This window comes from Hyphobacterium marinum (assembly GCF_036330325.1).
Lineage (GTDB): Bacteria > Pseudomonadota > Alphaproteobacteria > Caulobacterales > Maricaulaceae > Hyphobacterium > Hyphobacterium marinum.
Genome location: NZ_JAZDRO010000001.1, coordinates 143,096 through 154,962 on the forward strand (window position 1 = coordinate 143,096; position 11,867 = coordinate 154,962).

Genomic DNA, 11,867 nt, shown 5'->3' on the forward strand with positions numbered 1-11,867 from the left:
GTTCAGTTCAGGACCGGTCTTTAGTCCTTGTTCTCGACCGTGCCCGGCGGCGGTTCGGTGCCCCAGGTGTCGCCATGGAAGTTCGGCGGTAACTCACCGGTCTTGTCGAAGCGGCGAGTCATCACGAATACGACGCCCGACAGTAGCAGCAACGCCACGACGTTCGGCAGAAGCATGGTCGCGTTGGCGATGTCGCCAAACCGCCAGAGCCCGTCGACATTGGTCACCAGCGTTCCCGCGAAAGCCACACCGACCCAGAGATAACGGAAGGGCTTGGCCGCCCAGTCGCCGGTCAGATAGGTGATCGACTGCTCGGCGTAATAGGACCAGCCGATAATGGTGGTGAAGGCGAAAAGCGCCTGTGCCGCCAGGACGACCCAGGCCCCGCCGATCATGCCTTCGGAATAGGCCGCCGTGGTGATGGCCGACGCTTCGAGATCAGCCGATTGCCAGGCATAGGACACCACACCGCCTGCAGACGGGTAGGCCCCTTCGACCACGAGAATGACCAGCGCCGTCATTGTGCAGATGACGATCGTGTCCAGGAACACGCCGAGCATGGCGATTTCGCCCTGCTTGACCGGGTTCTTCGTCTGCGCCGCCGCGTGGGCGATCGGGGCGGAACCCTGACCGGCCTCGTTGGAGAAAAGGCCGCGCGCCACACCGGCGCGGATCGCCGCCAGAACCCCGTACCCGGCAAGGCCGCCGGCGGCTTCACGCAAGCCGAAGGCATGCTCGAAAATCTGGGCGAAGGCACCCGGAATGTGGTCGGCATGCGTCAGCAGCACATAGAGCGCGGCCAGGATGTAGGCGAGTGCCATGAAGGGGATGATCTTGCCCGCGACATTACCGATCGACTTGATGCCGCCAATGATGACGATGAAGACCAGCGCGGCGAGCACAAGCCCGACCGCCCAGTTCGGAATGTTCAGGCCGAGCGAGGTGCCGGCCTCGACCGCGGACTGTGTCACGGAATTGGCCTGGATGGCGCCGCCGGTAGCAATGGCTGACAGGATCGTGCCCAGGCAGAAGAGGATGGCGAGCCAGCCCCAGCCTTTCCCCAGGCCATTCTTGATGTAGTACATCGGCCCGCCGTGGAAATGCCCGTCGGGGTGCTTTTCCCGGAAGCGCACGGCAAGGCTGGACTCGGCATAGGCCGCTGCCATGCCGAAAAGCGCGGTCACCCACATCCAGAAGATTGCACCCGGCCCGCCCAGCGTGATCGCTGTCGCCACACCGGCGAGATTACCCGTCCCGACCTGGCCGGACAGGGCGGTGGACAGGGCGTTCCAGGGCGTGATCTCGCCCTCGCCGGTCGCCTTGCGTCCGCCCCACAGCTCCCCGAAGGCCGGGAACAGGCGAAGCAGCGGGCGGAAGCCCAGCATGATCATGAAATAGAGGCCCGTCCCCAGAAGGGCGATAACAATAATACCGACCGGCATGATCCGGTTGGGAATGTCTTCACCTGTTTCCGGATCAACGACCGTCCCCCAGGTGCCACCCCAGAGAAAATCCGCGACTGTCGTCGCGCCATCAAAAAAGCCTTCCATAAGTCTCCCCGACTCTTCTCTAGCTGGCGCGCAGCCTAGAAGCCTCACCCCCGGACGCAAATTGTTTTTCGGTTTGATGACGGCCGCGTTGCGCCTTTGTAACGCCTCATCGCGACCGGTGCAGGCTAGACTCGGCCTTCATCAACCGACCGGAGGGACCGAGCGATGATCCGACTATTCCATGCCATTGCGGCCTGTGCCGCCCTGCTTGTTTCGCCCCTGGCGCTGGCCCAGGACAATCCGGCGCAATCTGCCGAGAGCCGTGCCCGGACTGTCAATGACGCGGCGCGCCTGATCGAGGAGAATTTCTACGATACAGATCGCGGTGCGGAAATCGCAGCGGGGCTGCGCGCAGCCCTCGCCGCAGGTGACTTCGATGGGGCCGGTGATGCGGCGTCGCTTGCTGATGCCCTGACCGCGCACCTGCGCCCGCAGGACAACCACTTCTCTGTGCGTTATGTGGGTCCGCCGCCCGAAGGTCCCGGCGATGGAGATGGCGGCGAGGACGACGGAATTGATATTGGCGCGCTGGCGCGGGTGAATTTCGGATTCCAGGACGTCGCCATTCTGCCGGGTAATGTCGGCTATATCGATCTGCACCAGTTCGCTCCCGCCCAGATCGCCGGAGATACGGCACTGGCCGCACTGAATTTCGTGGAGAACACCGACGCGGTCATCTTCGACATGCGGAGCAATTCGGGCGGCGCGCCGTCGATGGTGCAATTCCTGATCAGCCATTTTCTCGATCCGGTCGACCAGCGCCCGATCAACACCTTTGTCTCGAGCGAGCGGGAGTATCCGTCCGAGCTGATGTCGCTGGCCTGGTTGCCGGGCGAGGCACGCCCGGACGTCCCGCTCTATGTGCTGACCAGCAGCCGAACCGGGTCGGCCGGCGAAGCCTTCCCTTATCATCTGCAAGCCATGGAACGCGCCACGATTGTCGGAGAAACGACCTATGGCGCGGGCAATCCGGGCGGCTTCTTCCCGGCCGGGGACGGGTTTGCCGTCTTCGTCTCGACCGGATCGGCGCGCAATCCGATTACCGGGACGAATTGGGAAGGCACCGGCGTCATTCCCGATGTCGATGTTCCGGCCGCCGAGGCGCTCGATGCTGCGCTGGCGCTGGCCTATGAGGCGATCCTGGAAACCGCCGAAAATGCTGACCAGCGCCGCAGTGTGGAATGGGCGCTCGAAGCCGCGCGGGCCAGGGCCAATCCCTTGCCACCTTTGCCTGAGAATGCCGACACACTGACCGGCACTTACGGGCCGCGCGAGATTTTCATCGAGAACGGCGCGCTCCACTACCGCCGAGGCGAACAGGGCGGCCGCCGGTTGACCCCGCTTGGCCCGGACCGGTTTGCCCTGGAAGGCCTGGACGATGCCCGCCTGACCTTTCAGCGCAATGCCTCGGGCGATGTGGTGTCGCTGACCCTTGAACAACTGGGTGGCCCGCCCAGCCTGTCGCGGCGGGACTAGGTCTCGTCCGGCGTGACCGACTCGATCGCGAAGACGCCCCAGACCCAGTCATCGTCAGTCTGACCGGCCAGATCGGGGTCCGTGCCGCGCGGCCAGACCAGCAGGGCCGGGCCGTAGCCGCCGATCCCGAGCCACTCGCCGTCGGCGCGAATGGCGAGGATGACGTCATGGGCCATAACCTGTTCGAGCGGAATGGTGCGCTGATACCCGTCGAGCGCGGTCACGGTCAGGTGCGTGCCCTGCGGCCCGGCAATCGCCAGCACGTCGCGCAGGAGCGGGCCGGAAAAGCGGCGTTCATCACCGCCCATGGGGAAATCGACGCGGATCTCGTGCTGATCGAGGGAGGCGAGGCTGGCCGTCGAGAAAACGCAGGCCGAGCCGAACTCGATGCCATAGGCGAAGAAGAGCGGCTCCAGGGCGGCCTGCGACGGCCCGCGATCAACCGTTTCGATGTCGCCATAGAGGGTCAACACTGCGCCGGTGGGCGCATCCCTGCCGCCGCCAGTTGCCGGTGAGCAGGCTGCCAAAACGCCCGCCCATAACAGGATCACTACCGTCCGGATCATGTCCGCCCCTCTGCTCCGATAGCCAGGAGTTTAGGCCCGGCCACCCCGCATGGCGAGCCTCAGCGCGTCACTCGCCAGCCCCGGTCTCCGTTCGCAAGAATGAGCGCGGGTGACTCCTGGTCGTTCGCCGCCGGATCGAGGATCGCGGTGTATCTGCCTTGCAATGCGCAGCCCGACAGGCTGACTCCCCCCGTGCGCAGACCCGCCGCACCGTCCGGCGACCGGGTGGCGCTGCCCGTCGCGCTGCAGCCGAGGTACGACCCCGCGATCGTGCCATCGGACGCTACCGTGATCCCGTCATAGCTGCCGGCAAGGCCTGACCAGTCCGATTCCGTGGTCGAACGGTCGTCGCGCACGCCCCAGAAGGTTCCGGGCTGGTCGGCGAGCGCATCGCCGAGACGGATCGTGCCGGAGAGCAGGGCCACGCCTGCTGCGCCACCGGTCGTGAAGACCACCGTGCCGTCCGGTCCGGGCTGCGCCGTGACATCAATCAGCCTTGCCATGCCGCCGCTTGCCAGCACGGCGCGTCCATTGCCCAGCACGTGCAGCGAGCCGCGCTCGAGACTCGGCCAGTCGCCTGTGTCCTGCCGCACGAGGATCGACCAGCGCCCAGCGAGCACCGTTTCGGCGATGTCGGAGGACGGTGCAGGAGAGGTGACCGCCGCGCTGGTGACGGAGCGGATGACATTGTCCTCGCTGCGAAAGCGCAGGAAAACCCGCGCATTGGCCGGATCAAAGGGAATGGAAGCCCCCTCGTCGACGCGCACAAAGACGGCAAAGAGCTTGGCCTCAGAGGCGATCACGGAGGTGACCGATGCCGAACGGGGTGCCAGGCAAACGCCAATACTGTTGGTTTCGCAAACCGTCACTGTGAGCGGCAGACTTGCCGTCCCGGTGTCCGGAAAGACGGTGATGGTTGCTGCGCCGGGGCCACTGACCCCATCGCCCGCACCGATATTGATCGCCGCCGCGGATAGAATGCCGACCCGGTTGCCCGAGGCCGGGACCCGGATCACACCGTCCCCGGACTGCGTCGCTGCAATCGACAGGATGTCGGGAACCGGGGCCGCGCCGATCGAGAGCAGAACCGAATTCACCCCGTCAATCGGAGCCAGGGTCGCATTGTCGCAGACAATGGCGGGCTGGAAGACATAGCCGCCGTCGCCGGTCGCCGTTTGCGGCGTCATCGCCAGGATGAAGCTCAACGTCTGACCGTTGGTCAGGTCAAAGCGCGGATCGGCCGGACCGGTGGGCTGATTCGATCCGTCGAGCATGCGGTAGGAAAAGGCGAAAGGCGGCGTGCCGGGAGCCGTGACCCGGCAGTCCTGTGCCGGGGTCGTCGCCCGGCTGACCACCGACAGGAAGGCCGTGATATCGGGGCCGCCAACATAGCCGGAGCGCGCGCCCGGCAGGGTCGCCGCGACGATCCGTCCGTCGGGCGGGCTGGCCAGCTCGAAACGGGCATCGGCGCTCACGTCGCCGCCCAGATCGACCTGGCAGGTCCCTGACTGGCCGGTACACGGCCCGCTGGTCCACTGGTCGAAGACCGAGCCCGCGGCCGGAGTTGCGGTCAGGACGACCGACAGGCCGGCGTCGTATTCCTCGCTACAGTCATTGCCGCCATCACCGCAGGTGATGCCGCCGGGCGCGCTGGTCACCTGACCGGTGCCCAGACCGCTCGTGCTGACGGTCAGGACGTCACTAAGGCCCGTCACCGTGATCCGCGCCGTAGCCGTGCCCGACGCACCATTGGCGTCTGTGACGGTAAAGGTGAAGGTATCAAGCTGGCTTTGCCCGTCATTGAGATTGTCGAACGCGCCACGCGGATCGTAGGTGAGCTGGCCAGCGGCCAGCGCCACGCTGCCCTGCGTCCCCGTCGCGTCGAAGGCCGTGATCGTGTGCGTGTCGCCGCTGTCCGGATCGGCAACACCGCCAAGTACAGCCGCCGTGATATCGGCTGGTACGCTGTCCTCGCTGACCGTACCGAAGACATCGCCCGGAACGGGCGCGTCATTGGCTCCGTTGACGGTGACGGTCATCGTCCCTACGGCAGAAAGCCCGCCTGGGTCGGAGACTGTGTAGGTAAAGACATCCGTCGTGCTCTGGCCCTGTGCCAGGCCCTCGAATGCGCCATTCGGTCCATAGGTCACGGTTCCGGCATTGAACACGGCCTGACCCTGCGTTCCGGTCGTGTTGATCGCCGTCACGGCCAGCTGGGCCGTCTCGCCCGTGTCCGGGTCGGTGTCCCCGTCCAGCAGCGTGGCCGTGACATTGGCGGCGGCCGCGTCCTCGCCCACGCTCAGCGTGTCATTGTCCGCCGACGGTGCGTCATTCACGCCGGTGACCGTGACAGTCACGTTGGCCGTATCGGTCAGCGAACCATCGCTGATCGTGTAGGTGAAATTGTCACTCCCGGTCGTACCGCCGGGCAGGGCAATGGCGAAGGGGGCCGCGGTGGGGTCATACGTCAGGTCGCTGCCCAGCGAGACCACCGCGCCCGAGGGGAGTGTCACAGGGCCGGCCAGCGGCCCCGTGATGGGTCCTGCGCCGGAAAAGTCGGCGTCCGCCGAGATCGCCGTACCGTTGACCGCTGTAATCGTCAGGGGGTCCCCATCCGCGTCCGTGTCATTGGCGAGAACCGGGAGCGGTGACGACGTACTCGCCGGGATCGGCGGATAGGTGAACACACGGGCGAGAATCTGGCTGGTCGCGCCTTCGGAGCTGCGAAATGCGACGACAAAACCATTGCCTGCCAGCGGTGCGACGCGCGAGCGGCCCTGATCCCCGGCGGTCGTCGCATTGACAGCAAGCTCTGCCGACCCGGCTCCAGCGGCATCAAAGACGCGCGCGCGGACGCCGTATCCATCCGGATCGTCGGTTGTCGTTCCATTGGAACTCCAGCTCGCAACAAATCCCCCGTTGCTCAACGGGGCGAGATCGACGTCTATCTGTTGTGTGGCTGTTGCGACGTTGACCGTGAATTCGGTCCCCACAGGACTACCCGCAGAATCGTAGCGTTGCGCACGAATGTCGGCCTGACCGAACGGGCCTCCGTCAATGGGAACGACGTGGGTCCAGGCAATGACGAAACCCCCATCTCCCAACACTGTAATGGCGGGAAGACTTTGATCGAGCTGCGTTTCGGAATTGACCAGGAACGCGGCACCAACGGGGGCCGCATTGGCATCATACTGGCGCGCCAGCACAGCCGTGCCGTCCGTATCTGCACCGCTGGCAAGGTCCTGCGACCAGGTAACAACAAACCCGCCACTGGGCAGGCCGACCACGCGAGGCCGAACTCCGAACTCGACCCCATCGGCCACCTGAACGGACGCCCCTGCCGCGACACCATTGTTGTCGAAAACACGGGCATGGACCCGTTCACCGCTGCCGCGGTCATGCCAGACAACAACGTGGCCCCCGCCTGCCAGGGCCGCGACATCAGGATATCCGCCAATACCGGGCGTATCGTCGTCCGCGCGCGCGGTTGTACTCGCGATGCCTGCGTTCGCTGAAAACTGCAGGGTTCTCAAGTCACCCGTGTAACAATTGGCCCCGCAATATATGAACCGGCTCCAGGCAGTGGCAAAACCCCCGTCGTCGCGAAGTGAAACCGCGGGATCGCTGGCGGGGTGGTTGTTCTCGCTTGCCGGGGAAATGGCCAGTTCGCTGCTTTGCGAGGACCCGTCGCCTGCATAGAATTGACCCACGATATCAGTATTGTCGATGCCGGCCAGGTAACCGCCCCGGTATTTTTCCAGAACCAGGAAGAACCCCCCATCACTTGTCGGGGCGAGATCGAACTCGGGGTATCTCAAATTCGAGTCCGCTGGCCTCAGCACAAGCTCACTTCCCGCCATCGGCGCTGACGATGTGTTCGAAACGAACGCATCGTCATTGGCGACGGGCGGTGCGGCCAGTGCCGGAGCCGACAGGGCCAGTCCGACCGCCAGGGTCAGGCTGCCAATAAGGCGGCCGGTGGAAATCCGTGTGACACGAGCAAACAGGTGAAACATGGGCGAACCTTGAAAAAAGCGATCACGTGCCGGATCGGGCACGTCGTTACCCAAAGCCCTACGAAAACGGACACGGCCAGAACAGAGTCAATGTATTGCGAGAGTATCGCAATCCCGCCCGCCCGTTAAGGAAAATCGATGCACTGACACCCGATGTCACGCACTGGCTGTCTCTTAAGGGAATGGCGCACCCATCAGGATTCGAACCTGAGACCTCTGCCTTCGGAGGGCAGCGCTCTATCCAGCTGAGCTATGGGTGCATGCCGGAGCCGGTGTGACATACAGGCCTTCTGAAGCCTGTTCAATCCGGCTTTCATCGCGGGGGCACAACACCTTATATGTTGCGGCATCATGGACTCCGCCAATTTCATCCTTCTGGCCGCGACCGGCCTCGTCATTCTGGCCATTGCCGGGGCCGCGATCACGCGCCGGGCCGGAGCCCCGCTTTTGCTGATCTTTCTCGGCCTGGGGATGCTGGCCGGCAATGAAGGGCCCGGGCCACTGCGGGTCGAGGCGCAGGACGGGGTCTATATCTTCGGATCGGTCGCACTAGCGCTGATCCTGTTTGACGGCGGATTGAGTACCCGGCTTCGGCGGCTTCGCGGTGTGCTGCGCCCCTCGCTGACGCTGGCGACCGCCGGGGTGATGATCACGGCGGGCATAACTGCCGTCGCCGCGCGCCTGCTGTTTGATCTGGGCTGGGTGGAAAGCCTTCTGATGGGCGCGATCGTGTCCTCGACAGATGCGGCCGCCGTGCTGATGCTGATTGCAGGCAGCGATGTGCGGGCGCGCCCGCGTGTCGCGACGACGCTGGAGGCCGAGTCCGGTTTCAACGACCCGATGGCCGTCATCCTGGTGGTGACTCTGGTCGAATGGCTGTTGCGCGGCGGGCCACCCAATCCTTTCCTTGCCGGGCTGGCGATCCTGTGGGCGCTGGTGGCCGGCGGCCTGATCGGCTGGTTCGGCGGACGGGCCATTGCCTGGGTGGAGCGCCGGATCGGCCTGCCCATCGGGCTCTATCCCATCTTCGCCGTCGCCTCGGCGGTCTTCCTGTTCTCGCTGGCCCAGGCGATCGAGGCGTCGGGCTTCCTCGCGGCCTATCTCGCCGGGGTTGCTTTTGCCGCCGCGCCGGACAAGCGGGCGGAAGAGCCGACGGTGCGGTTTTCCGACGGCATGGCGTGGCTGTCGCAGATCGGCCTCTTCCTGATGCTGGGCCTGATGGTCACGCCCTCGCATGCGATTGCGGTCGCTCTTCCCGCGCTCGGCGTGGCCCTTGTGCTGATCTTCCTCGCCCGGCCACTGGCTGTGCTGCTCTGCCTCTTCCCGGAGAAATACCGGCGCAGCGAGCGCGCCTTCATTGCCTGGATGGGTTTGCGCGGGGCGACACCGATCTTCCTCGGGGGGTTTCCGGTCATTGCGGGCGTGGAGAACGCCAACCTTTATTTCTCGGCAGCCTTTGCGGTCGTCATCGCCTCGCTGGTGATCCAGGGATGGACCGCGGGACCGGTCTCGCGCCTGGCCGGGATCGCGCCGCCGCTGGAAGGCCAGGGCCGCTGGCGCAATGCCGGTGCAGTCGCAGGCGTGGCCGGCGGGTTTGCCGCCGTCATTTTTGCCCTGTCGCTGGGACTGACCTTGCGCGACACGCGCGCGCCCCTGACCGAAACCGCGAGCGTGGGTGAGTTGCGCGAAATCGTGGGCGGTGTCGTGGGTGAAGCGGCGCGATTGCGCCTCGCAGGCCTGCCCGAGGACTGGGCCGCGCTTCCGGCCATCGAGCGCCGGCGGCTCTTCACCCAGATCGTCGCGGGCCTGATCGAAGAGGAAAATCAGCGCATCCTCGCCGACCGGCGCGAAATTCTCACCATGCAGGCACGCGAGGCGGCGGGCGAGGCTTTCAGCCTGCCCCAACAGGCGCGGCGCGATACGCTCGCGCGGCGCTATGGCGGGCGGTATGGGGATCTTGATGATGTGCTGGCGCGGGCCGACATCATCCCGCCCTCGCTCGCCGTGGCGCAGTCCGCCATCGCGACGGGCTGGGGGTTCAGCGATGCGGCGCAGGACCGCAATGCGCTTTTCGGGCGCTTCCCGAGCGGCGGGTTCGACAGCCTCTCAGCGTCAGCGGAGGACTATGTCCTGCACCTCAATTCGCATCCGGCGTTTGAAGGATTCCGCGACGCGCGGGCCGGTCTGCGCGCGTCCGGCGCGGCGATCACGGGTACGGCACTGGCGGGCGAGATCGGGCCTTACGTCGCGGACGGGCCGGCCTATGTGGACCAGGTCGAGGCCATCCTGGCCGGGCCGGACGGGCTGGACCGGTATGATCCGGTGCTTACGGAGGGTGAAGGCGGCGGCTAGTGCAGGTCGGCGAGGCCCGCACCGGCATCGCCGTCACCGTCATTGTCCTGATCCGCGTTATCGCGGCGGCGGGACCCGAAATCATCGCCGTCGGTCTCGTCGCGGCGGCGGCGTCCGGCCGCTGATGCGCCAAGGAGGCCCAGCCCCACGCCGCGCCCGTCGTCATGGCCCTTGTTCATGGGCGCAACGCGCGCGCCGCGCATGATCCAGCCATAGACGATGAGACTGGCAATCGCGCTGACACCGATCAGGACAATCGCCGCGATCCATCCGGCCTGTCCCTGCGGGTTTAAAAACACGCCGAAGACATAGGCCAGAAAGACGAAGAGCGGCGCGGCGACGAGGATCGCGAAAATCTTGCGGAGCATGCGCATGGCGGGCCTCCCTTTTAAGCGGTTTCAGACCCATACTGGACGCACCGGAAGGCGAAAAAGCGGCAGGGTTAAATCGCGAATCGCGTTCGCATACGCCTGCCAGGGGAAGAATTCGCGCGTCAGGCGGCGTTGTCGCGCCCGTAGGTCAGGGCCATGAAGACGTCTTCGAGGTCGGGTTCCTCGGTCCGCAAATCGCCGATCCGCGCGCCGGACGCATTGTAGCGCTCGATCATTTCAGCGACGGAATCACTGCCGGATTTGTAGGCTATCGCCAGCGCGCCATCGGCGCGGATCTCGGCCTTGTAGCGCGAGAGCGTTTCGGGCACGGCGTCGAGCGGGCTGGCCGGTTCAATGACCAGAGTCTTGGTGTCGAGACGTTTGAGGAGCTGTTCCTTGGGCTCGCAGGCGACCACTTCGCCGTGATTGACGATGGCGATCTCGTCGCACAGCTCCTGGGCCTCTTCGAGATAGTGCGTCGTCAGGACGATGGTGACGCCCTGGGCATGGAGTTCGCGGACATAGTCCCAGAGCTGGCGGCGCAGTTCGATATCGACGCCGGCGGTGGGTTCATCGAGTACCAGGACGGGCGGGTTGTGCACCAGCGCCTTGGCAACGAGCAGGCGGCGCTTCATCCCGCCCGAGAGCTGGCGGACATAGGCGTTGCGCTTCTCGGAAAGACCCACGGCTTCGAGGATCGCGTCGGTGCGGCGTTCGGCCTTGGGCACGCCGTAGAAGCCGGCCATCATCTCCAGCGCCTCGAAGGGCGTGAAGAAGACGTCCATGTTGATTTCCTGCGGCACCACGCCGATCGCCGCGCGCGCGCCGATCGGGTCACGGTCAATGTCGCGGCCCCAGACCGCGCCGGTGCCCGACGTCTTGGTCACGAGACCGGCGAAGATGTTGATGAAGGTCGACTTGCCCGCGCCATTCGGCCCCAAGAGGCCAAAGATCGAGCCGCGACGTATCTTCAGATCAACGCCTTTCAGCGCCTCTTTCGGCGGGCTTTTCTTCGAGCCCGCATAGGTCTTGCGCAGGTCGTGCGCCTCGATGGCAAATTCGGGCATGGTGCCGGGTCCGGGCCTTGTTGCGCTCATGACAATCAACCTTTAAATGCAAACAGGACGGGGCTGCGCGTTGCGAAATACAATATATTCATTATATTGGGGCATGACTTTTGATCGAATACATTCGCAACACGGATGCCAAAGCTGGTGACCTTTTCGATTCCGGTGCCGAACTGGATGCCTTGCTCAAGGACGAAACGCCCAGCGCCCTGCGTCTCGCCTCGGCCATGTCGCGGATCGCACACGTCCCGCTGGCGGGGCGCCGCGTCCTGGGACGAATCTGGCGTCAGCCCGACCTGTATAAGATCAATGCCTCGCCGCGTGCAATTTTCTGCGTGTGCAAGGCGACATCCCCGCGCACGGTCCATGTCGTTTTCACCGGTATCGTCAAGGATGAACCTGATTTCCTGGCAATCCTCGCCGAGATCGCCAGACGCCGCGCCCTGGCCGGCATCTAGAAAGCAGTTCC

General features: G+C 65.1%; 8 protein-coding genes and 1 tRNA gene. 3 read left to right on the forward strand and 6 right to left on the reverse strand.

What is annotated here, in order from left to right; genetic code table 11:
- Window positions 1-20: 20 nt before the first annotated feature.
- Window positions 21-1,550, reverse strand: a complete 1,530-nt coding sequence (locus V0U35_RS00680) for an alanine/glycine:cation symporter family protein (RefSeq protein ID WP_330194718.1) — start codon at window positions 1,548-1,550, stop codon at window positions 21-23.
- A gap of 165 nt (window positions 1,551-1,715) precedes the next feature.
- On the opposite strand from V0U35_RS00680, the gene V0U35_RS00685 reads away from it, so the two are divergent.
- Complete coding sequence (locus tag V0U35_RS00685; protein ID WP_330194719.1) at window positions 1,716-3,026, forward strand: S41 family peptidase; 1,311 nt, start codon at window positions 1,716-1,718, stop codon at window positions 3,024-3,026.
- Here the strand turns inward: V0U35_RS00685 and V0U35_RS00690 are convergent.
- From V0U35_RS00690 to V0U35_RS00700, 3 genes are all read right to left on the reverse strand, one after another.
- On the reverse strand, window positions 3,023-3,592 hold the full coding sequence (locus tag V0U35_RS00690; protein WP_330194720.1) for a putative pterin-binding protein: 570 nt from the start codon (window positions 3,590-3,592) through the stop codon (window positions 3,023-3,025). The genes V0U35_RS00685 and V0U35_RS00690 overlap by 4 nt on opposite strands.
- A gap of 59 nt (window positions 3,593-3,651) precedes the next feature.
- Window positions 3,652-7,608: a beta strand repeat-containing protein gene (locus V0U35_RS00695; RefSeq protein ID WP_330194721.1), complete on the reverse strand. Its 3,957-nt coding sequence runs from the start codon at window positions 7,606-7,608 to the stop codon at window positions 3,652-3,654.
- A 183-nt stretch (window positions 7,609-7,791) separates the two neighbouring features.
- Window positions 7,792-7,868, reverse strand: a tRNA-Arg gene (locus V0U35_RS00700).
- Between the two features lie 91 nt (window positions 7,869-7,959).
- Between V0U35_RS00700 and V0U35_RS00705 the strand changes: the two genes are divergently transcribed.
- Window positions 7,960-9,960, forward strand: coding sequence for a potassium/proton antiporter (locus V0U35_RS00705; RefSeq protein WP_330194722.1), 2,001 nt, complete (start codon window positions 7,960-7,962; stop codon window positions 9,958-9,960).
- Here the strand turns inward: V0U35_RS00705 and V0U35_RS00710 are convergent.
- Together V0U35_RS00710 and V0U35_RS00715 are read right to left on the reverse strand one after the other, a co-directional pair.
- Window positions 9,957-10,334, reverse strand: coding sequence for a hypothetical protein (locus V0U35_RS00710; protein WP_330194723.1), 378 nt, complete (start codon window positions 10,332-10,334; stop codon window positions 9,957-9,959). The genes V0U35_RS00705 and V0U35_RS00710 overlap by 4 nt on opposite strands.
- A 119-nt stretch (window positions 10,335-10,453) precedes the next feature.
- Complete coding sequence (locus V0U35_RS00715; protein WP_330194724.1) at window positions 10,454-11,398, reverse strand: ABC transporter ATP-binding protein; 945 nt, start codon at window positions 11,396-11,398, stop codon at window positions 10,454-10,456.
- A 110-nt stretch (window positions 11,399-11,508) separates the two neighbouring features.
- Here V0U35_RS00715 and V0U35_RS00720 point away from each other — a divergent pair, with 110 nt between their 5' ends.
- Window positions 11,509-11,856 carry a hypothetical protein gene (locus tag V0U35_RS00720; RefSeq protein ID WP_330194725.1) on the forward strand — a complete coding sequence of 116 codons (348 nt, stop codon included), beginning with the start codon at window positions 11,509-11,511 and terminating at the stop codon, window positions 11,854-11,856.
- The last annotated feature ends 11 nt before the right edge of the window (window positions 11,857-11,867 follow it).